This is a genomic window from Actinoplanes sp. TFC3, from assembly GCF_001553785.1.
GTDB lineage: Bacteria > Actinomycetota > Actinomycetes > Mycobacteriales > Micromonosporaceae > Actinoplanes.
On record NZ_LOJP01000001.1, the window covers coordinates 5,186,888 to 5,209,631 of the forward strand.

General features: G+C 70.3%; 11 protein-coding genes. 9 read left to right on the top strand and 2 right to left on the bottom strand.

Annotated features, from left to right (window positions below):
* Positions 1–27: 27 nt before the first annotated feature.
* The 5 genes from TFC3_RS23360 to TFC3_RS23380 are packed head-to-tail and all read left to right on the top strand — an operon-like array spanning position 28 to position 10,592.
* Positions 28–4,002, top strand: coding sequence for a non-ribosomal peptide synthetase (locus tag TFC3_RS23360; RefSeq protein ID WP_067503771.1), 3,975 nt, complete (start codon positions 28–30; stop codon positions 4,000–4,002).
* Positions 3,999–7,280, top strand: a complete 3,282-nt coding sequence (locus TFC3_RS23365; protein WP_067503772.1) for a non-ribosomal peptide synthetase — start codon at positions 3,999–4,001, stop codon at positions 7,278–7,280. Before TFC3_RS23360 ends, TFC3_RS23365 begins: the two co-directional genes overlap by 4 nt.
* Positions 7,277–8,437, top strand: coding sequence for a hypothetical protein (locus tag TFC3_RS23370; RefSeq protein WP_067503775.1), 1,161 nt, complete (start codon positions 7,277–7,279; stop codon positions 8,435–8,437). Before TFC3_RS23365 ends, TFC3_RS23370 begins: the two co-directional genes overlap by 4 nt.
* A gap of 8 nt (positions 8,438–8,445) precedes the next feature.
* On the top strand, positions 8,446–9,342 hold the full coding sequence (gene cysD, locus TFC3_RS23375; protein WP_067503778.1) for a sulfate adenylyltransferase subunit CysD: 897 nt from the start codon (positions 8,446–8,448) through the stop codon (positions 9,340–9,342).
* On the top strand, positions 9,342–10,592 hold the full coding sequence (locus TFC3_RS23380; protein ID WP_067503780.1) for a sulfate adenylyltransferase subunit 1: 1,251 nt from the start codon (positions 9,342–9,344) through the stop codon (positions 10,590–10,592). The genes cysD and TFC3_RS23380 overlap by 1 nt, the downstream gene beginning before the upstream one ends.
* 76 nt (positions 10,593–10,668) lie before the next feature.
* Here the strand turns inward: TFC3_RS23380 and TFC3_RS23385 are convergent, their stop codons facing one another.
* Entirely contained in the window at positions 10,669–10,983 is a 315-nt protein-coding gene (locus TFC3_RS23385; protein WP_161952666.1) for a phosphopantetheine-binding protein, read from the bottom strand.
* 250 nt (positions 10,984–11,233) lie between these two features.
* Between TFC3_RS23385 and TFC3_RS23390 the strand changes: the two genes are divergently transcribed.
* From TFC3_RS23390 to TFC3_RS23400, 3 genes are all read left to right on the top strand, one after another.
* On the top strand, positions 11,234–11,902 hold the full coding sequence (locus TFC3_RS23390) for a response regulator transcription factor (RefSeq protein WP_067503785.1): 669 nt from the start codon (positions 11,234–11,236) through the stop codon (positions 11,900–11,902).
* Between the two features lie 97 nt (positions 11,903–11,999).
* The gene (locus TFC3_RS23395) at positions 12,000–14,093 is read left to right on the top strand and encodes an amino acid adenylation domain-containing protein (RefSeq protein ID WP_067503788.1); all 2,094 of its coding nucleotides are present in this window, start codon (positions 12,000–12,002) and stop codon (positions 14,091–14,093) included.
* Positions 14,094–14,326: 233 nt separating this feature from the next.
* Positions 14,327–15,550 carry a multidrug effflux MFS transporter gene (locus TFC3_RS23400; protein ID WP_067507342.1) on the top strand — a complete coding sequence of 408 codons (1,224 nt, stop codon included), beginning with the start codon at positions 14,327–14,329 and terminating at the stop codon, positions 15,548–15,550.
* Positions 15,551–15,611: 61 nt separating this feature from the next.
* Here the strand turns inward: TFC3_RS23400 and TFC3_RS23405 are convergent, their stop codons facing one another.
* The gene (locus TFC3_RS23405; protein WP_067503791.1) at positions 15,612–21,683 is read right to left on the bottom strand and encodes an RHS repeat-associated core domain-containing protein; all 6,072 of its coding nucleotides are present in this window, start codon (positions 21,681–21,683) and stop codon (positions 15,612–15,614) included.
* 247 nt (positions 21,684–21,930) lie between these two features.
* Between TFC3_RS23405 and TFC3_RS23410 the strand changes: the two genes are divergently transcribed.
* Positions 21,931–22,740 carry a PrsW family intramembrane metalloprotease gene (locus TFC3_RS23410; RefSeq protein WP_067503794.1) on the top strand — a complete coding sequence of 270 codons (810 nt, stop codon included), beginning with the start codon at positions 21,931–21,933 and terminating at the stop codon, positions 22,738–22,740.
* The last annotated feature ends 4 nt before the right edge of the window (positions 22,741–22,744 follow it).

Sequence of the window (22,744 nt, forward strand, 5' to 3'; positions counted from 1 at the left end):
CCCCGGGGCGTCCCTAGCGTGAACGCCATGACCGAGGTGATCGGGCCTGCTGCGGCGGACGAGCGGACAGCGGGCCTTTCCGATGTGAAAAGGACTCTGCTGGAGCGGCTCCGCCAGCGGGCGGCCCGCCCGGCTGACGAGGCGGTGCGCCGGGAACCGCGCGACGGGGTGCTGCTGGCCTCGTACCAGCAGGACGGCATGTTCTTTCTGGACCGGCTCAACAACGAATCGGTGGTCTATCAGCTGGTGCTGCCGGTGGGGCTGAGCGGGCCTCTCGACGCCGAGCGGCTGCGGAGGGCGCTCAGCTCAATGGTGGCCCGCCATGAGGCGCTGCGTACCCGCTTCGAGCTTGTGGACGGCGAGCTGCGTCAGGTCATCGACCCGGCGATCGAGGTGAAGCTGCCCGTCATCGAGGTTGACGAGCCGGGCGCGCAGGACGTCATCGCCCGAGCCGCCGCGCAGCCGCTCGACCTGGAGACCGGGCCGCTGTTTCAGGCCGGCCTGCTGCGGTTGAGCGAGACCGAGCACGTGTTGCTGCTGTGCATCCACCACATCGTGTTCGACGGCTGGTCGTACGGCATCTTCTGCGAGGAGCTGGCGACGCTGTTCGCCGGCCCGGACGAGGTGCTGCCTGAGGTCAGCATCCAGCCGGTCGACGCTGCCGCGTGGCAGCGCCGCCGGCTGTCCGGGGAGAACCTGGATCGCGAGCTGGCGTACTGGAAGGAGCGGCTCGCCGGGCTACCCACGGTCGACTTCCCCACCGACCGGCCCCGCCCGGCCCAGCGCACCTGGGCCGGCGAGACGGTGACCGGGACCCTGAGCGCCGAGCTGTGCGAGCGGGCCCGGCGCTTCGCCACCAGCGGGCACGTGTCGTTCCTGGCTACGCTGTCCGCCGCGCTGGTGGTGGTGCTCGGGCGCTACACCCGCCAGGACGACCTCGCGGTGGGTTCGGTGTTCTCCGGGCGCAGCCGCCCCGAGTTGGAACAGGTGGTCGGCTACCTGGCGAACACCGTGGTGCTGCGCTTCGACGCCTCCGGGGATCCGAGCTTCCGCGAGCTGGCCGGGCGCGCCAACGATGTGGTGCTGGGTGCCGCCGAGCACCAGGACGTGCCGTTCAGCATGGTCGTCGACGCGCTGCGCCCACCCCGCGACCCGGCGATGACACCGCTGTTCCAGGTCAGCATGTCGCTGCAGCCCGGTGCCGTGGCCGCCGCCGCGCTGAGCCTGGAAGGTCTGCAGAGCACCGAATTCGTGGCGCCGTCGATCCGGGCCCGCTTCGATCTGAGCATCACGCTGGCCGAGCAGGCCGACGGCGGGCTGGGCGTGAGCGTCGAGTACGCCACCGAGATCCTCGACGGCGAGCGCATGCACCGGCTCATCGAGCACCTGACCACCGCGCTGGAACAGGGCATCGGCACGCCGGACCGCCCGGTGTCGCAGGTCGAGCTCGTCTCCCCCGCCGAACGGAACCGGCTGCTGCACGACTACGACGGGCCGGTGCGCGAGGTTGCCGCCACGACACTGCCGCGCCTGTTCGCCGAGCAGGTGGCCGCCCGGCCCGATGCCGTGGCGCTGGTGTGCGACGGCGCGCTGGTGACGTACGCGGATCTCGATCGTCGTTCGAACCGCATCGCCCGGACGTTGCTTGCCCGCGGCGCCGGACCGGGCCGGTTCGTCGGCATCTGCCTGTCCCGCGGGCCGGACCTGGTCGCTGCGGTGCTCGGTGTGCTCAAGGCGGGCGCCGCGTTCCTGATCCTGGATCCGCAGCACCCGCCGCTGCGCATCGCCGGGATCATCGCCGACGCCGCCCCGGTCACCGTCCTGGTCGAGCCGGGTACGGCCGCCAAGATCGCCGCCGACCACCACCTCGCCATCGACAGCATCGAGGGGTCCGCGGATCCGGTCGAGTTCACGGCCGGCCCGGAGGATCTCGCCTACGTGCTCTACACCTCGGGCAGCACCGGTACGCCCAAGGGGGTGCTGATCGAGCATCGCAACGTCGTCGCCTTCATCGCCTCGGTGCAGGAGCTGTTCGAGCTCACCCCGGCCGACCGGGAGCTGGGTTTCGCCTCGTACACCTTCGACGTGTCGGTCTTCGAGACCTTCTCGGCCCTGCTCACCGGCGCCCGGCTGGTGCTCGCCCGCGACGACGAGCGCACCGACCCGCCCCGGCTGCAGGCGTTGCTGGAGGCGCAGGAAGTCACCGTCACCGACCTGCCGCCCTCGGTCATGGCGCTGCTGGACCCGGACCGGTTGCCCGCGCTGCGCATCGTGTTCGTCGGCGGCGAGGCGTTCGACGGCGCCCTGGTCAACCGCTGGAACGGGGGGCGCCGGCTGTTCAACGGCTACGGCCCCACCGAGTGCACGGTGACCATGATCGTGCAGGAGTGCGCGGGGCACTGGGATGCCCCGCCGCCGATTGGCCTGCCGATGGCCAACCACGTGGCGCACGTCGTCGACGCGACCGGCCGGCTGGTGCCCACCGGCGTGCCGGGTGAGCTGGTGATCGGCGGGGCCGGGCTGGCCCGCGGTTATCTGGGGCAGAGCGAGCTGACCGCGAGCAAGTTCATCGCCGACCCGTTCGGCACCACCCCCGACGGCCGCCTCTACCACACCGGTGACCTGGTCAAACGGCTGCCGGACGGGGCGATCATGTTCCTCGGGCGCATCGATCACCAGGTCAAGCTGCGCGGCCTGCGCATCGAGCTGGGCGAGATCGAGCACGCCTTGCGCACCCACCCGGGGATCCGCCAGGCCTGCGTGGGGGTCGTCGAGCGCGACGGGTACGGCCCCCAGCTCGCCGCCTGGATCGCCACCGAGACCCCCAATCCCGGCGAGACCGAGCTGCGCGCGTACCTGGCCGATCGGCTGCCGTTGCACATGATCCCGGCCAGCTTCACCGTGCTCCCCGAGCTGCCGTTGACCAGCAGCGGCAAGGTGGACCGCCGGGCCCTGCCCGATCCGGTGGGACGCAGCGGTCCGGGCACCGCGCCGCGCACCGCCACCGAGCGCAAGCTGGCCGAGCTGTGGCTCGACGTGCTGCCGGACGGGGGCGCCGGCAACCCCGACATCGACGAGAGCTTCTTCGCCGCCGGGGGCAACTCGCTGCACCTGATGCGGCTGGTGGCCAAGGTGGAACAGAGCTTCGGCACCCGGCTGGAACTGCGGCAGCTCTACACCACCAACACGATCGCCGGCATCGCCACCACCATCGACGGCACCGGGGAACCGGCCGATACGCCGTGGCCGGTGGCGCTGAACGACGCCGGGGCGGGTTCGCCGGTGTTCCTCGTGCACGCCGTCGGGGGCACGGTGGTGCCGTACCTGCCGATCGCCGCGGCGCTCGACGGGGTGCGCGCGGTGCACGGCATCGAAGCGGCCGGGCTGGACGGCAAGCAGGAACCGCTGAGCGACATCGGGGGCATGGCTCGCGCGTACGTCGCCATGGTTCGCGGGACGCAGCCGGCCGGGCCGTACCGGGTCGGCGGCTGGTCGATCGGTGGGGTGATCGCGCAGGAGATGGCGGTGCAACTGACCGCCGAGGGCGAGGACGTGTCGCTGGTGCTGATCGACGCACCGGCGCCCGGCACGCAGCGCGAGGGCGATGTGCTGGCCGGCTTCGTCGCCGACGTCTGCGCGCTGCAGGGCCACAATCCGCCGCAGGACACCGAGGCACCGCGGGACGTCAACGCGGTCGCTGCCCGGCTGGAGGAGGCCGGCCTGCTACCGCCCGGGTTGCGTCAGCACCTGGCCGACCGGGTCGCGGTGTACAGCGCCACTGTTGCGGCGTTCCGCGAGCACCAGGGCCGCCGGTTCGCCGGGCCCACCACGCTGGTCACCGCTGAGGCGTCCGGGCCGGAACATGCCCGGCTTTGGGAACGGCTGGTGGACGTCGATCGCCATGAGGTCGTATCCGGCGATCACTACTCGATCTTCGAGCAGGCCGCCGCGCTCGCGGCTGCCCTGCGCCTGAGCGCCGTGCAGACGGGGAGACAGTCATGAGCGACATGATGAAGCGGATGGCGGACCTGTCCGCCGAGGAACGCGACGAACTGCTGGCGCTGCTGGCCGACGAGGACGAGGACGAGGGCGGCGACAGCGGACCGGTGGCCCGCGAACCCGGTACGCGCCTGCCGCTGTCACCGGCGCAGGAGACGCTGTGGTTCCTCGACCGGCTGGCGCCCGGGCAGCCGACGTACAACGTGCCGCTCGGTTTCGAGCTGACCGGCCCGCTCGACGTCGCGGCCCTGACCGGCGCGGTGAGCGAGGTGGTGACACGGCACGAGGCGCTGCGCACCCACCTGGCCGAGGACGACGACGGGCCGGTGCAGGTGGTCACCGCGGATCTCCCCGCAACCGTGGAGGTGCGCGACATCCCGGCCGGCACGGTTGAAGCCGAGCTGAGCCGGTTGGCCGCGCTGCCGTTCGACCTGCAGCAGCCGCCGCTGTGGCGGGCGCATCTGTTGCGTACCGCGCCGGACCGGCACTATCTGCTGGTCACCGTGCACCACGTGATCTTCGACGGCTGGTCGCGTGGGGTGTTCACCGCTGACCTCGCGCAGGCGTACTCGTCCAGGGCGCAGACCACCACGCCCGTGCAGTATCCGGATTACGCGCTGTGGCAACGCGATCGGATCGCCGAGGAGGACGGCGAGTACTGGAAGCAGCAGCTGGCCGGGCTGGCCACCCTGGAGTTCCCCACCGACCGTCCCCGTCCGGCCGAGATGACGTACCGGGGGCGCCTGCACCTGGCCGACATCCCCCGTGCCGAACACGACCGGCTGCTCGCCACCGCCCGCGACCTCGGGGTCACGCCGTACATCGCCTACGTCACAGCGTTTTTCGCCCTGCTGCAGCGCTACACCGGGCAGGACGACCTGGTGGTCGGCACCCCGACGGCCAACCGCAACCGGCCCGAACTCGAACAGACCATCGGCTACTTCGTGTCCATGCTGCCGATCCGCCTGGACGCCGGCGGTGACCCGACGCTCGGTGAGCTGGCCGGCCGGGTTCGCGCGGTGCTGCCCGGCGCGGTGGCGCACGGCTCGCTGCCGTTCGACCGGATCGTCGACGCGGTCCGCCCGGTCCGCGACCCGGCCCGCTCGCCGCTGTTCCAGATCTCGTTCACCTATGAGAACGCCGGCGACGAGCTGCACCTGCCGGGCCTGACGGTGACCCGGGTGCCGGTGGACACGGGCGCGGCGCGCTTCGACATGAGCTGGTTCGTGCTGGAACACGACGACGTGGTCCGCGTCGAGGTGGAGTACAACACCGACCTGTTCGACGCCGAGAGCGTGGCCGCGCTGACCGATGACTACGCGGTGCTGGTGGCCGCGCTGGCCGGTGATCCCGGGGCCGGGCTGGCCGGGGTCGACCTGCTCGATGACGCCGAGCGCGATGCGTTGCTGCGCCGGTGGAACGGCCCGGAGCTGCCGGTGCCGCAGACCACGGCGGCGGCCATGTTCGCCGAGCGGGTGGCGGCTGCCCCGGACACGGTCGCGCTGATCGTGGCCGAGGAGGAGGTGACGTACCGCGAACTTGACCGGCGGTCCAACCAGTTGGCGCGGATGCTCACCTCGGGCGGCGCGCGGCCCGGTGAACTGGTGGCGCTGAGCCTGCCCCGCGGGGTGGACCTGATCGTGTCCATCCTCGCCACGATCAAGTCCGGGGCCGCCTACCTGCCTCTGGACCCCGGGCATCCGAGCGCCCGGCTCGAAGCCATCCTGTCCGACGCGCGTCCGGTCGTCACGATCACCACCAGTACGACGGCCGGCGGTCTGCCCGCTCAGGCCGTACCCGTCATCGTTCTTGATGATCCCGGAACGCGGGCCGCGCTCGCCGGTCTCGACGACGCGACCCCGGCGTGCCCGGCCGGTCCGCAGGATCTGGCCTATGCCATCTACACCTCCGGCAGCACCGGTACGCCCAAGGGGGTGCTGCTCGAACAGCACAACCTGGTCAGCTTCATCACCTCGGTGCAGCAGTTGTTCGACCTCACCCCCGACGACCGGGTGCTGGGTTTCGCCTCGCACACCTTCGACGTGTCGGTGTTCGAGACCTTCGCCGCGCTGCTCACCGGCGCCCGGCTGCACCTGGCCACCCAGGACGAGCGGCTCGACATCGAACGGCTGCAGCGGCTGCTCGAACGCGCCGCGATCACCGTGGTGGACCTGCCGCCCTCGCTGATGGGGTTGCTGGACCCGGACCGCCTGCCGAGCCTGCGCATCGTGTTCGTCGGCGGCGAGGCGTTCCCTGCCGAGCTGGTCAACCGCTGGGCTCCCGGGCGGCGTTTCTTCAACGGCTACGGCCCCACCGAGTGCACGGTCACGATGATCGCCCACGAGTGCTCGGGCACCTGGACGCAGTCCCCGCCGATCGCCTTCCCCATGGCCAACCACGTGGCGCACGTGCTCGACCGCGCGGGCAACCTGGTGCCCACCGGTGTGGCCGGTGAACTGGTCATCGGCGGCGCCGGCCTGGCCCGTGGCTACCTGCACCGCCCCGAGCTCACGGCCGAGAAGTTCATCACCGACCCGTTCGGCACCGCCCCCGGCGGGCGGCTCTACCACACCGGTGACCTGGTCAAGCGCGAGCGCGACGGCACCCTGACGTTCCTGGGCCGCATCGACCAGCAGGTGAAGATCCGTGGCCTGCGCATCGAGCTGGGCGAGATCGAGGCTCAGCTCAACCGCCTCCCCGCGGTGGCGCAGAGCGTGGTGCAGCCGTGGCAGGACGAACGCGGCGAGAAGCAGCTCGTGGGCTACGTCGTCCCGGCCACCCCGGATCTCGACCGCGCGCAGATCCGGGCGGCGCTGGGTGAGCACCTGCCGGCGTACATGGTCCCGGCGAGCATCGTGGTGCTCACGGAGTTGCCCCTGACCACCAGCGGCAAGGTCAACCGGGCGGCGCTGCCCGCCCCCGAACCGGCCGCGGCGGCCCCGGCGACTCCGGTGACGTACGCCGATGAAGTCGAACGCTCGATCGCCGAGGACATCGTGGCCCCGCTGCTCGGGCTGCGCCAGGTCGACCCGTTCGGCGATTTCTTCGAGCTCGGTGGGCACAGCCTCGCGGCGGCCCAGGTGGTGTCGCGGCTGCGCAAGGCGTTCGGAGTGGAAATCGCGCTCGCTGACTTCTTCCGCGCGCCGCACGTACACGCCCTCGCCGAGCGAGTGCGCGAGCACCAGGCGAACTCCGGTGACGACGAGTTGCTGCGGCTCATCGAGTCCATGTCCGACGAGGAGGCGGCCCGGTTGCTGGCCGCCGAGGAGGGGGCGCCGTGATCGCTCAGGACGCCACGCAGGCGCACTGGTGGAAGGCTCGCCGGTGGCTGGACGCGGTACGCGACGGCCTGCCCGAACCCGATGACTTCTTCCTGGCCGGGCTGGCCCGGCACGCCGCGATGATCGATGCGAGCAAGGCGTTGTGCGACACCGGGAGTCCCGTTGCCGACTTCTACGGCGCGCGAACCGCTGAGGCGGTGGCGCTGTGGGCCGCGCAGGTGCACGGTTTCGGCTATTCCCGGGCCGAGCTGGACGCCGATCGCCTGCACCTGCTGGATCAGGCTTACCGCAACGCCCCGGTGCCAGTGCCATCGGCTGCGCCGCTGAAAGAGGCAGCGGAGGCGGCCGACGGTCTGACCGGCAGCGTGGCGGTGGCCGAGCGGCACGGACAGCGCGGCACCGGTCGCACGTATGTCGCCGAGGCGCTGGCCGTCGACGCGGCCGCCGCCGGGGAAGCCGAGATGTTGCCGAGCCTGGAGGCGGGCACGCTCGCCGTGGTGGCCGCGGGTTTCGAATCGGTCCGCTTCCGGTCCACGCCATATGCCATGGCGACCCAGGAGATCCTCGACGGCTGTGTGGCAGTGGACGCGGCCGAGGTCGACGCGGTGGTCCTGCCCGTGCGCCTGGACGGATCGGGCGACGTGGGTCTCATCCTCATCGGTTACGACGCGCTGGAGTGGATCGACAAACCCGCCTCCCCCGGTACGACCGGACTGGCCCGATTCTCCGCTGCGCTCTGCGACCCGAGCCCGTTGCTGTGCCGGCTGGCCCCGGAAACCGCCTGCGCCGAGGGCCCCCTCGGGCGGGCGCGCATCCGCCAAGCCGCGTACCTGGGTGGCCTGGTGCACCGCGTGCTGGCCGCCGGACCCGGCAGCGGGGATGCCGGCGTGGTCCGGGCCGGGGCCGCGCTGGCCGCGGTCCGGGCTGCGTTCACCAGGGCGGCTCAACTGGCCGACAACCGGCAGCCGTACGCGGGGGTGGCCACCGAGGTGCTGGCGCTGGCCGCCGACACCGCGCTGGCTGCCGTGCGGCTGGCCCGCACCGAGGACCTGCGATTGCGAATCCGCCTCGAAGCACTTCGCTTCGGGCGCCCGGAACAACTGTGGCTGGCCGCTGGGCGGCGCCGCATGACGGAAGAAGGGAGAAAGCGCACGTGACAACGACGATGCGGCTGTCGCATTTGGCGGCGCTCGAGGCGGAGGCCGTCCACATCATCAGGGAGGTGGTGGCCGAGACCGAGCAACCGGGGCTGCTGTTCTCCGGGGGCAAGGACTCGGTGGTCCTGCTGCACTTGGCCAAGCTGGCGTTCTGGCCGGCCCGGGTGCCGTTCCCGGTGGTGCACATCGACACCGGGCACAACTTTCCCGAGGTGCTGGAGTTCCGGGACGAATACGTCGAGGAGATCGGCGTACGACTGATCGTCGGCTCGGTCCCGGAGGCGCTCGCCGCCGGTTCGCTGCGTGAGCCGGCCGGCAACGTCTCGCGCAACGCGTTGCAGACGCCGGTGCTGCTGGAGACCATCCAGAAGCACCGCTTCGACGCCCTGTTCGGTGGCGCCCGCCGCGACGAGGAGAAGGCACGCGCCAAGGAGCGGGTGTTCTCCGTGCGCGACGAGTTCGGCCAGTGGGACCCGAAGAACCAGCGGCCCGAGCTGTGGGACCTCTACAACGGACTGCTCGAACCCGGCGCGAGCATGCGGGTGTTCCCGCTGTCGAACTGGACCGAGCTGGACATCTGGCAGTACATCGCCGACCGGGAGCTGGCCCTGCCCCCGCTGTACTACGCGCACGAACGGGCGGTGTTCGAGCGCGACGGCATGCTCTTCGCCGACAACGAGTTCTTGCCCCGCCGCGAAGGCGAGGACATCCGGATGGAGAAGGTGCGTTTCCGGACCATCGGCGACGCCACCTGTACGGGCGCCGTGCGCTCGGACGCCGTCACCAACGAGGACGTGCTGGCCGAGATCGTGGCCAGCCGGCTCACCGAGCGCGGCGCCACCCGGGCCGACGACCGGGTCAACGAGACCGCCATGGAAGACCGTAAGCGGGAGGGCTACTTCTGATGGACATTCTGCGTCTGGCCACGGCGGGTTCCGTCGACGATGGCAAGAGCACGCTCATCGGCCGGCTGCTGTACGACACGCAGACCGCCTTCGAGGATCAGATCGACGCGGTGGCCAGGGCCAGCCGGCGCACCGGCGGGGACGGCGAGCAGATCAACCTGGCGCTGCTGACCGACGGGCTCAAGGCCGAGCGGGAACAGGGCATCACCATCGACGTGGCGTACCGCTACTTCGCCACCCCACGGCGCAAGTTCATCATCGCCGACACCCCCGGGCACGTGCAGTACACCCGCAACATGGTGACCGGGGCGTCGACCGCCGAGCTGGCCATCGTCCTGGTCGACGCGCGCGGCGGGATGACCGAGCAGAGCCGCCGGCACGCGCTGCTGTGCTCGCTGCTCGGCGTGCCGCACCTGGTGCTGGCGATCAACAAGATGGACCTGGTCGACTATGACGAGGCCGCGTTCCGGGCCATCGACCAGGAGTTCAGCCGGTTCTCCGAGCGGCTGCGCATCCCCGACCTGAGCGTCATCCCGATGTCGGCGCTGGAGGGCGACAACGTCGTGCAGCGCACCACCAAGATGCCCTGGTACGAGGGCCCGTCGCTGCTGCACCACCTGGAGACCGTGCATGTGGCGGCCGACACCAACCTGATCGACCTGCGCTTCCCGGTGCAGTACGTCATCCGTCCGCAGACCACCGAGTTCCACGACTACCGCGGGTATGCCGGGAAGATCGCCACCGGCGTGATCCGGGTCGGCGACGAGGTGATCGCCTTGCCCAGCGGCATGACGAGCAAGGTCACCGCGATCGACTCCCCGGCCGGCCCGGTCGAGGAGGCGTACGCGCCGATGTCGGTGACCGTGCGGCTGGCCGATGACATCGACCTGTCCCGCGGCGACACGCTGACCCGGGTGAACAACCAGCCGCGGACCACCCAGGACATCGACGCGATGGTGTGCTGGATGGCCCCGGAGGAGCTGCGCCCGGGGATGCGGGTGCTGGTCAAGCACACCACCCGTACGGTGCCGGCGCTGGTGAAGGACATCGAGTACCGGATGGATGTCAACACGTTGCACCGGGCCGGGGCGGACTCGCTGGGCTTCAACGACATCGGGCGGATCCGGCTGCGCACCACCCAACCGCTGATGTGCGACGACTATCAGCGCAGCCGGCAGACGGGCGGGTTCATCGTGATCGACCCGACGACCAAGCGCACGCTCGGCGGGGGCATGATCCGGCTGCCCTGAGACGCCGCCCCCGGGTCCGCACCACTGCGGCGCGGACCCGGGGGAGCGCGGTCAAGGCGGCAGCCGGGCCGTCCCGTCAGGCGGGGCGGTCGGCGGGGCTCAGGGCGCGGATCAGGATGGCGGCGCGGCGGGCGGCGCGTTTGCCGTCGGGTCCGGCGGCGATGACGGCTGCGAAGTCGGCGATTACCGGGTGTTCGAAGAACAGCGCCGTGCTCACCTGCACGCCGAGCAGCTCGCGCAGCCGGCCCGCGCACGCGGTTGCCAGCAGCGACGTGGCGTTGAGCTGAAAAATACTTTGTGTCGTATCGGCGACAGAACGGTCGAGTAGTTCACTCCACACTGTCGCAACAATTCGTTCAACATTCCCGGTTGCCGGCTCGTCCGCATTCATGCGCCGACGATAGGACGGGCCGCCGATCCTGCGAGTCAGCCCAGCGTGGACACCCTTTGTGCAAGCTGGGCGTACGGCGGCCATTAACCGAAGTCAATCCGGGAAAGCGACATTTACCATCCACTGCGGCGCTTCCGTGTTATATGACAAAGATTTCGATTCACCTCTAGTGACTCCAACACTACCTAAGGTAGCGTCCTTCGCGTCGGGTGCCGGGGAGTGTCGGGTGCCGGGGACGGGAGATTCGGTCGTGCCCTTACGGGTGTTGTTATGTGATGACCGGCCGCTCGTGCTGGATGGATTGCGCTCGCTGCTGTCCGGCGAGCAGGACATCAATGTCATCGGCACTACCGAGAGCGGAATGCAGGCGATCATGCTGGCCCGCCAGCACCTGCCCGACGTGGTCGTGACCGGGATCCAGTTGGACCACATCGACGGCGTGGAGCTGATCCGCCGGCTGGCCCGGGAGACCCTGGATCCGGCACCGCGCATCATCGTGTTCGCCATCAAGGACATCGACGAACGGGTGACCGAGGTGCTGCACGCCGGCGCCAACGGCCTGCTCGCCGACGACGCCAGCCGCGAGGAACTGGCCATGGCCATCCGCGCGGTGGCCCGGGGTCAGTCGATGCTCGGCCCGCGCATCGCGCACCGGCTGATGGAGTGGTTCCGCGAGCATGACGTGCAGTCAAAGGTAAAAGCGGACATGCCGATCGGCACGGTGCTCACGCCCCGGGAAAAGGAAATTCTCACGCTAACCGCGCACGGTATGTCGACCGAGGACATTGCGGCCGAGCTTTATATCGGTACGGCCACCGTCCGCACCCATCTCTATCGGCTGCGCTGCAAATTGCAGTTGAAGGACCGCGCCCAGCTGGTCTCATTCGCTTTTCGCGCCGGCCTGGTCGAACCCGCGTAATCACCACGTTCACCGCACGCGCGTAGTCACCACGTTTACCCCAGGGGTCAACATCACGGTGGTCTTGCCCGGCTCGGCCCGCCCCTAGCCTGACGCCATGGTGGACATCGACCCCGAGCTGACCGCGTTCAACGACACCGCCTACGACTACGGCGACGAACGCACGATCCCGGAACGCATCGCCGCGCAGGCCGCCGCCACGCCGGAGGCGGTAGCCCTGCGCTTCGGCGATCACGACGTCACCTACGCCGAACTCGACCGCCGGACGAACCAGCTCGCGCACCGCCTCGCCGGGCTCGGGGTCGGCCGCGACGACCTGGTCGCGGTGTTCGCCGAGCGCAGCATCGAGCTCGTGCTGATGCTCGTCGGTGTACTCAAGGCCGGTGCCGCGTACGTGCCGCTGGACTGCGACCACCCGGCCGAGCGGCTGACGTTCCTGCTCGACGACACCGACGCCCGGGCGGTGCTGACCCACCGCGCGGTCGCCGACCGGCTGCCCCCGGGGAATCGGCCGGTCATCGTGCTCGATGACGACGCGCAGTGCTCGGCGCAGCCGGAAACGGCGCTCAGCGCGTACCCCGGAAACGATGATCTTGCCTATGTTCTTTACACCTCGGGATCGACAGGCAATCCCAAGGGTGTGATGGTGGAACATGGTGCCATTCGCAATCGGCTGCAGTGGATGCAGCGGCGATATCCGATCGGTCCGGGCGACACCGTGCTGCAGAAAACGCCGGACACCTTCGACGTGTCGGTGTGGGAATTCTTCTGGCCGATCATGGTCGGTGCCCGGATGGTCATCGCCCGCCCGAACGGTCACCGCGACAACGGCTATCTGGCCGGGCTGATCGCGGCGGAACAGGTGACCACCATTCATTTCGTGCCGACCATGCTGCGCTCGTTCCTGAACTCGCGCGACGCCGCCCGCGCCACCGCTCTGCGGCGCATCTTCTGCAGCGGCGAGGCGCTGACCGCCGACCTGCGCGACCGGTGCTTTGCCATCCTGCCCGGCGTCGAACTGCACAACCTCTACGGGCCCACCGAGGCTGCGGTCGACGTCACGTTCTGGCAGTGCCGGCCCGAGCACACCGAGACCGTGGTGCCGATCGGCCGCCCGATCGACAACATCCGGTGCTACGTGCTCGACGAGCAGGACCGCCCGGTGCCGGTGGGCGCCGACGGGGAACTGCACCTGGCCGGGGTGGGTCTGGCTCGCGGCTACCTCAACCGCCCCGAGCTGACCGCCGGGAAATTCCCGCCGGACCCGTTCGCGCCGGGCCGGATGTACCGCACCGGGGACCTGGCCCGCTGGCAGAGCGACGGCACCCTGGCCTATCTGGGCCGCAACGACGACCAGGTGAAGCTGAACGGCCAGCGCATCGAGCTCGGCGAGGTGGAGGCCGCGCTGCTCAGCCACCCCGACGTCAGCGCCGCCGCGGCCGTGGTGCACCGGCCCGCGGGCGGGATGGCCGAGCTCATCGGGTACGTCTGCGGCCCCCGCGACCCCGGTGTAACAACCTCGCTGCTCAAGCAGGTCGCGGCCCGGCTGCCCAGCGCCCTTGTGCCTTCCGCCGTGCTGGTGGTGCCCGAGATCCCGATGACCACCAGCGGCAAGACCGACCGCAAACGGCTGCCCGATCCCGCCCTCGTGCGCGCCGGCGAGTCGGCCTGCCTGGTCCCGCTGACCGCTGCGGGCTCCACCCCGCCGTGGATCTGGGTGCACGCGGCCGACGGTGAGGTGGGCCAGTACGCCGACCTCGCCGACGCCGTTGCCGATCAGCGGCCCAGCGTCGGCCTGGAGGCGTTCGGGCTGGACGACGGCGAGCCGCTGGCCGGCATCCCGGCGATCGCCGCGCGCCACGTTGCCGAGCTGCGCCGGGCCCTGCCGGACGGGCCGTACCATCTGGCCGGGCAGGCGGAGGGCGCGCTGGTGGCGTACGAGATCGCCGTGCAACTGCGCGCCGGCGGTGCCGAAGTGGCCCGGGTCGTCCTGATCGAACCCGGCTTTTCCGGAGTTGACCAGCCCTATGTCAATGCCGAAGCGGTTTCGTCTTATCGACCGGAGGAATTCACCGGTGCGGTGGTGCGAATCAGCTCGGCCGAGCCCCGGTGGAATCCCCCCGCGCAGGTCATCGACCGGCAGGCCGACATCGGTGATGTGGCGAAGGTTGCCGAGCTGATCAAGAATTAGTCAGCGAATTACCATCGGTTGGGCACCATTGACGCACCCGTAACAATTGCTGTGATCAGGCCCACCAAACAGCGTCGCCGGGGAATGGGTCTGGGCGGAGGGAACTTGTCGTAGCCGTGTCGGACGCCGTTCGGCGAACCGACCCGACGACGGACGGATCCACCATGACCCAGGCGCCCGGCAACCCGGCGACCGCTGTCCCGCCGCAAGCCGCCAAGACGCCAGGGGAGCTGATGTCCTCCGGTGCCCGGCTGCGGCTCGTGCTGGTTCTCGGCTTCCTCATCGCCCTCGGCCCGCTGACCATCGACATGTACCTACCGGCTCTGCCCACGATCACCAACGAGTTGCACACCACGGCCGCCGCGGTGCAGTTGACGCTGACCGGCACCCTGGTCGGCCTGGCGCTCGGCCAGTTGCTGGTCGGCCCGCTGTCCGACGCGGTCGGACGGCGCACCCCGCTGCTGTTCGGCGTGGGCGTGCACATCTTCGCCTCGGTGCTGTGCGTGATCGCCCCGAACCTCGCGGTGCTCGGCACGCTGCGCGTCCTGCAAGGCCTCGGCGCCGCCGCGGGTGCGGTGGTGGCCATGGCGATCGTGCGCGACCTGTTCACCGGTCTGCCCGCCGCCCGGCTGCTCTCGCGGCTCATGCTGGTGATGGGCGCCGCCCCGATCCTCGCCCCCACCCTGGGTGGCATCACGCTCAACTGGACGTCGTGGCGTGGCGTGTTCGTCGTGCTGACCGTCTTCGGGGTGGCCATCCTGACCGTCACCGCGCTGGGGCTGCCCGAGACGCTGCCCGTCGAGCGCCGCCGCAACGGTGGGGTTGGCGGCACGCTGCGCGACTACGGCCGGCTGTTCACCGACCGGGCGTACCTCGGGCTCGTGCTGGTGGCCGGGCTCGCGATGGCGGCGCTCTTCGCGTACGTTTCCGGCTCGTCCTTTGTCTTTCAGGACGAATACGGGATGAGCGAGCAGCAGTTCGGCTTCGTGTTCGGCGCGGGGGCCATCGGGCTCATCACCGCGACCCAGGGCAACGTGCTGCTGCTGCGCCGCTTCAGCCCGGCCCGCATCCTGATCACCTCGCTGGCGGTCGGCGCGACGGCCGGCGTGGTGCTGCTCGTGTTCGCCAGCACCGGTTTCGGCGGACTGTCCGGCATCCTGGTGCCGCTGTGGGTGGTGCTGGCCGCCACCGGTCTGGCCATGCCGAACGCCCCGGCGCTGGCCCTGTCCCGCCACGGCGAGGCCGCGGGCACAGCGGCGGCGCTGCTGGGCGCCATCCAGTTCGGCGTCGGCGCCCTGGCCGCCCCGCTGGTCGGGGTGCTGGGCAACGACGCGGTCGGCATGGGCCTGGTGATCGCCGGCGGCATGGTGGCCGCCAACATCGTGCTCGCGCTGGTGGTCCGGCCGTGGCGGCTACCGGTCGAGGAACCCAACCCGGAACTGGTTGTCGCCCACTGACGAGATGAAGAACGGGCCCTTCGCCAACCGGCGACGGGCCCGTTCTCAGGTCACTGCTTGATCAGCGGCACCACATCCGGGAGATGCCGATGTCGAACACGAACACGCTGTGGAAGTTGTATCCGCTGTAGTAGTCCCAGCCGATACCCCGGCTCTTAGCGCATTTGTGGTTGTAGATGAAGCCACCGATGATCGACACCAGGGCCATCACGGCGCTCCACCGCACCACCACCAGGTGCGGCTTGGCCAGCAGGTCCTTGAGAATGCTGGGGACGCTGCCGCCGATGAGCCAGTTGGTCACTTCCTGGTGGCTCATCTTGCAGCGGTACCAGTTGTGCCACAGCCAGGTGATGTGCGCCCAGTTCTTCTTCTTCGTGGTGTTGAACTTGTAGCACGACATCAAGCCGGACGTGTCCGTGCAGTTGACGGCGTCACCCGAGCAGTAGTCGTACGCGTTGGCGTTGCCGCCGTAGACCGCGTCGGTCGACAGGAACCGGCCGGTCTCCGGGTTGTAGGTGCGTACGCCCATCGAGACCAGCCCGCCCGGGTTGTCCGCGGAGCGCTGCTCATCGCCGAGGTAGCCGTACCGCGGGGCCGAGCCGTTCAGCGACTTGCCGAACTCGTCGACCGGGTAGGTGGCGGCCAGACCGGCGGTGCTGCCGGTCTGCAGCCCGACGACGTCGCCGTGCAGGTTGGTGATCTGCCATTCCAGGTGGGCGTCGGAGCCCGTGACATAGGCGGCCACACCGTTCAGGCCGCTGACCCGGCGGGTGTACCAGCCGTTCTCGGCGATCCAGCTCGGCTTGTCGGTGTCATCGCTGTAGTGGTAGGTGTGCGCGACGGTGTTACCGCCCGCGGTCACGCTGTAGCCGCGGTAGCGGTTGGTCAGCGGGTCGATCGTGTACGTGGCCTGCGCGGCCGAGTTGCTCATCGTCCTGGTCAGGTCGTTGACGTAGTACGTGAGCTGGACGTCCCCGCTGGTGCTGCCGGTGCTGAGGTCGGCCGCGGGAACCGTCGTGGTGCGTCCGAGCGCGTCGATGACCGGCGCCGGGGAGGTCACCCGGTCGGCGCTGTCGTAGGTCCACGTGCGGGTGGTGGCGGTGGTGTCCTGGCAGGTCCCGTCGCCGCCCGGCGCGAAGGTCTGCCGCTGGGTGCGGTTGGTGGCGGTGTCGAAGGCGTACGCCCGCTGGGTGCAGCCGGCGGTGTCATCCTGGCGGACGTTGGACACCCGCCCCGCCTTGTCGTAGGTGTAGCCGAAGATGGCGAGGCTCGAGTAGTCCCAGATGCGGCCGCCGTGCACGTCGGCGTCGACGTACTCGCTGTACAGGCTGCACTGCCCGGCGTCACAGGCGGTGTTGTACTCCACACCGGTCTCGGCGCCGGTCTCGTCGTAGTAGTGCCGGACCCCCACACCGTTCGGCCGGCCCTCGGAGACCAGGTTGCCGAAGTCGTCGTACTCCGCCGAGAACGTGCCCGCTTGGCTGTCGACGAGCTGGGTGGCGAAGCCGCGCTTCTCGGCCTCGTTGTTGTACGTGTACGTCTGCGAGCCCTTGCCGTCGGTGACCGTCAGCGGGCGGGAGCGCAGGTCGAAGGTGGCAGTGGTGGTGGCGCCGTCCGCGTCGGTGTACGAGCTCTGCCGGCCCAGGGTGTCGTACTGGGTGGTGCCCGAGCCGGTGACCGTGCCCGCCGCGTTGACGCTCTGGACCACCGAGGGCCGCCCGGTAACCTGGTCGTACCCGGTGTGCTTGCGGTCCAGGGCAACCCCGGCGGCCGCGGTGATGGTCGTGTCGCTTTCCCGGCCCGCCGCGTCGTAGGTGACCGTGCTGGTGCGCAGCGTCGCGGTGCTGTTCCTCTCGACCACCGTGCGGGGCTGGCCGAAGAAATCGTACGTGCTCGACGTGACCGGTAGCTCGGTCCCGCCCGGCTGACCGCCGGTGAACACGCGGCAGGGCAGTTCGGCCCACTCGGCGCGGTTGTCACACTCGCTGTAACCCGATCCGGTGCCGGCGCGGTAGTAGACCGTCTTGCGAGTTGCCGGGGTGGTGCCTGCCGCGGTGCCGGCCGGCGAGGTGGTCGACGCGACCTGCCCGGTGACGCTGTCGTACGTCGTACGAGTGGTCAGCGCCAGCCCGCCCGGGTCGACGGTGGTGGCGACGGGCCTGCGGTAGGTCCAGTCGTACGCCGTGGTGGTGGTCCGCTTGTCGGCATCGGTGGTGACGCCGTTCGCGGTGTACTGCACCCCGCGCGTCTGCGAGGTGACCAGGTCGTAGGCGGCACCGGCGGGAGCACCCTCGTCGTACGTGCTGACAAGGTGAGCCCGGCCCCGCACGGTCTGGCTGTCGGGCAGTTCGACGTCGTGCTCCGGCTCGAACGTCTCCAGCAGGCGCTGGCCGTCCGCGCTGTACACGTTCTCGGTGGACTCCCGCCGGGCGTAGTCCGCCTCCTCCTCGGTGCTGTCGGAGTCCGTCCGCCACAGCGCCTCGGCCAGATTGCCGGCGTCGAGGGTGCGCACCTCGTTGCCGTACTTGTCGAACCACGTGGCCTCCACGGTGCCGCCGGGCAGCATCGTGTCGATCTCGCGGCCGTTGGAGTCCATGTAGGTCACGGTGACCCGGTCGTCGTCGGAGTACGAGGGCAGCGTGCCGGTCGCCGGGTTGCCGTCCGGCACGATGTCCTGCGGGTAGACCGCCGTGGCATCCACCGGGAGCACCGTCTGGCCCCAGCGGTTGATGTACGACGCCATGTCGACCGGCGAGCCGGCGCCGCTGACCTTGACGTTGTAGACCACGGTCTGCACCGACGTACCGCTGGGCAGGGCCGCGCGGCTCGCCTTGTAGAGCCGTCCGGCACCGGTGTCACCGGGCACGGTCGTGTAGGTCAACTGCCACGGGAGCTCGCCCGGCGGCGTCAGGGTCGCCAGCGTGCCGTCCGTGCCGTAGGTGTACTCCGTGGCGACGTGCTTGGTCACCGCGCCGCTGGTGTAGTCGAGCGCCGGGTTCCACGCGGCGTGCAGCCGTCCGGTGCTGTCGTAGTCGTATCTGGTCAGCACCACGGTCCGTACGCCCGGGGTGGCGAGTTCCGGATCCCAGGCGGACAGGCTGACCTGCTTGACGCGGCCGGCATAGTCGCCCGGGGCGCCGGCGGTCGCCGTGGTTGCGGTGGCGTAGGTGAAGCCGAGGACGCGGCAGCCCTTGACGATCGTGGCGCAACTGGTGACCCCGGCCGGCAGGTGGGCGGTCACCTGGGTGGGCCGCACCACCGCGACACCGCCGACGGTGGCCGTCTCCCACGAGATCCTGCTGTCCGTCGCCGAGCCCGCCGACTTGACCGCGGCCGGTACGTACACCCCGGCCGACTGGTTGGTGAAGGTGACGACGTCGCCGTTCTTGGTGGCCAGCGTGTAGGTGTTGCCGGTGCTGGTGTAGGTCAGCGTGGTGTCCTCCGAGCCGATCTGCGGCGTGAAGCTCGCCCCGGTGCTCGTGGTCGCCTTCTTGGCGAAACCGAGCGTGGAGCCGTCGGCGAGACCCACCTGCACCAGGCTGCCGGTGACGGTCAGCTTGTTGAACGTGCTCGCCTGCTCCGCCTTGGCGCTGGCAGTCCAGCCGGGGCCGAACATCGGGTCGACCACCGCCGCCTGGCGGGAGTTGAACGTGCGCTGCAACGACAGCCCGCCGATGCTGCCGGCATCGGCTGCGCTTGCGGAGAAGTTGCCGGTCAGCAGGTTGACCTGGCCGGGGCCGATCTCGGACGAGGCGGCGTCCACCCGGTCGCGGTCCAGGGTGAACAGCACTCCGCCGCTGGTGCCGGTGGTTCCGGAGAACGAGGCGCGGACCTGAACCGGGCCGTTGAGCGGCTCGGCACCGGCCTCGGCGTTGTTCACCGTCTGGGCCACGTTCCAGGACAGCTCCGGGTAGGCGCCCGAGCCGGTGGTGGCCAGCGGCCAGGAGATCGCCGCGCCGGCGGTCGTGGTGACGTCACCGGCCGGGATGGTGGTCCAGGTGTCGGCGTCGCCGCGGCGCCACTGGTAGGTGACGCCGGTCGAGGTGCTGCGCCCGAGGCCGGACAGCGTCACCTTGCCCGCGGTCAGCGTGCCGGCGGCCGGCGAGCTGACCGCTCCGGTGCCGGCGAAGAACGTGTACGTCCGGGCCGGGGAAAGGTTGCCCGCCCTGTCCCGGGCCTGCACCTTGAGCGTGTGCTTGCCCTCCTCGTCGGGCACGATGCTGATCGAGGCGGTACCGCCCAGGGCGCTCGTGTTGACCACGGCGGCCGGGTCGTCGTCGAGGGTGTATACGTAGGCGGCGATGTCGCTGGTGCCACCGGCGCCCAGGGTGAAGGTGCCGGCCGAGCCGGCCGCGCCACCCCAGTCGTTTGCCGGGTACGTGGCCGAGCTGACGGTCGGCGTCGCCGTGGGGGCTGTCGTGTCGACGGTCAGCTCGCAGGGGCTCGACCAGGGACCCCAGGCGTTGCCGTCATACCCGCGGGCCTTCCAGGAGAAGGTGCTGCCGTTGGTGAGCGCACCGGCGGGAATCGCAGCGCCGAACAGCGATCCGGACGTGGCCGCCGGGGTCGGCTGGGCGCTGCCGAGCTTCACCCCGGCCGGGGTGTCCCACTCGATCTCGGGGCGCACGCCGGCGCCCTCGGGGTCGGTCACCCGGACCCGCAGCGTGGGTGTGGTGGTGTTGACGTATGGCCGGTTCGCCCCGGTCGTACACGTCGTCGCGGGCAGGGTCCCCTTGCTGGTGATCGTCGCGAACCGGCTGTACGTGATCGACACGTACGGGTTGCTGCCGAACTCCTTGTAGGAGTGCAGCGTGGCCGACTCGTCCGAGCGCAGCGCGTACGTGAGGTTCGTCCAGGCGCCGTTCGCGGCGGACTGCACGTGTGCAGTGACCGGGAACGTCAGTGACGCGCCCGCGTGTCCGGTGCAGCCCGCGAGCGAGGTGTTGCTGGCCAGCACCCCGCCGGAGAAGGCGGGCTGGTTGTTCCAGGTGGTGGCCTGCCCGGCATACCCGGTGGCCCACAGGTCGACCGGGTACGACTCGCAGTACAACGCGTAGGCCTGCACGGCGACGAGGTTGGCCGCCACGATGTGCGTACCGGCGATCGGTGTGGAACTGATGTCCAGGTCGAAGAACGAGCGGTACTTGGCGCCCGAGACATTGGTGCCACCCACCGGCGCGTTCCCGGCGGCGTTCCAGTACGACGTGGTCGGGTTGGCCGACGACACCTTCGTCCAAGCGGACCGGGTCGCCGTCACCCCCGGGTCGATGTACACCGGGTACACGGTGTCCGGGTCGTCCAGCAGGCCCCGGTTCGGCGTGACCGAGATCTGCGACTTCGACAGCGCCGCCGTCAGCTTCTTTGTCACACCCGTCGAGCCGGGCTCGGCATCCGGGCGCGCCGTCAAGCTTTGCTGCGCCGAGGCGTCCCACATCAGCGGGGCGTTGCCGGACAGCCGCACCTTGCCCTTGGCATCGGTGGCGCGCAGGTTGCCCGCGCTGTCGGTGCTCACGGTCAGCTTGGTGCCGGCCAGCGGGAAGGTCAGCTCGGCCAGCTTCGGGTTGGCGGCCGCTTGGCGGTTCTTGACCACCAGCACCTGCGCGTAGCCGTCGACGTCGGCCTTGAGCTGCAGGTCGACGCCGGGCAGCACCTCGGGATAGGTGGCCACGTTCGCCTGCAGCACCGGCTTGGGCAGGCGGCCCAGCGGCGAGCCCAGGGTCAGCGCCGTACCGGCCTCGGTAACCTTGACCATCGGCCCGGTGCCCCCACCGGAGAACTCCAGCCCGACAGCCGTGGCTGCCGGCTGCACCGTGCCGTCGGGCTGCGCGGTCAGGGTGGTGTCCACCGGCGCCCATGACGTGCCGCGTTCGACCCGGACCGGCCGGTAGTGGTGTTCCCAGCGGACCTGGCCGTTCGGCAGGGCGACGCCGTCGTCGTACTCGCTGGTCTGACCGGAGATCTTCACCTCGCCGCCGCAGATCCGCGCCGCGGTGAGCGCGGCCGCTTCATCCGGGCGGTCAGCCGGACAGGGCCGCTTCTTGACCTGCGGAGCTGCGACCGGCGTGACCGAAGCAGGCGCCGCCTCGGCGGCCGGAGCCGCGGTGACGGAGACGATGACCGCCAGCGCGGTCACGCTCGCTGTCCACCCCGTGCGGCGTTCAGGACGATGTTTCATGGACAGCATGGACCCACTCCCCCGCGCAGTTGATTGGCTACGGGAAGTTACAACAGGGATCGATACATGAGCAATCCTCAATATGGTTGAACCGCTTCAAACACTGGAACCGCCATCTGCCGTTCGCCCGGAGTCCACCTCGGACCCCGGCCGGAGCTGAGCGGTAACCACTGACAGACCGGCCGGGAGGTGCAAGGATCCGAGGATGCGCGATCTCTCCCGCCGGGCGGCGTGGCTAGGCGTTCTGATCATCGGACTCGTGCTCTACGTCATCGTGTTGCGCACGCTGGTGCGCACGCAGAATCCCAACTTCGTGCCGGCCCTGCTACTGCTCGGGGCGACCGTCGTGCCGCTGGCTTTTCTGACCTTCGCCCAGGCGCGCACCGGGCGGTGGCAGGTGCCGGCGTCCGCGCTGGTGACCGCGGCCTTCTTCGGCGGGGTCATCGGGGCGGTGGTGGCCGGGACGCTGGAGTATGACGCGCTGCGCGGGCTCGGGGCGCTACCGATGCTGTTCGTCGCGCTCATCGAGGAGACCGCCAAGATGATCGTGCCGGTGGTCCTGCTGTTCGTGCTGCTTGCGCGGCATGGGCGCCGGCTGCCGTCGGACGGGCTGATCATCGGGGTTGCGTCCGGCATGGGTTTCGCCGCGCTGGAGACCATGGGGTACGGCTTCAGCGCGCTGCTGTCGTCGCGGGGCAACATCGGCGCGGTCGAGCAGACGCTGTTCGTTCGCGGCCTGACCGCCCCTGCCGGGCACACCGCGTGGACCGGATTGACCTGCGGAGCGCTCTGGGCCCTGGTGGCCAGCCCGACCGGCAAGAAGATGCTGGCCTTCATCGCCACCTTCATCGGTGCCGTGGCCATGCACACCGCGTGGGACACGTTCCAGGGCGTGATCCCGTTCATCGTGCTGGCGATCCTCAGCCTGGGCTGGCTGTTCGGCGCCCTGCACCGCTACCGCGCGTTCGCCGAGCACACCGCCTGGGCGCCGCACGGTGAACCCCTGACGGTCTGAGGCC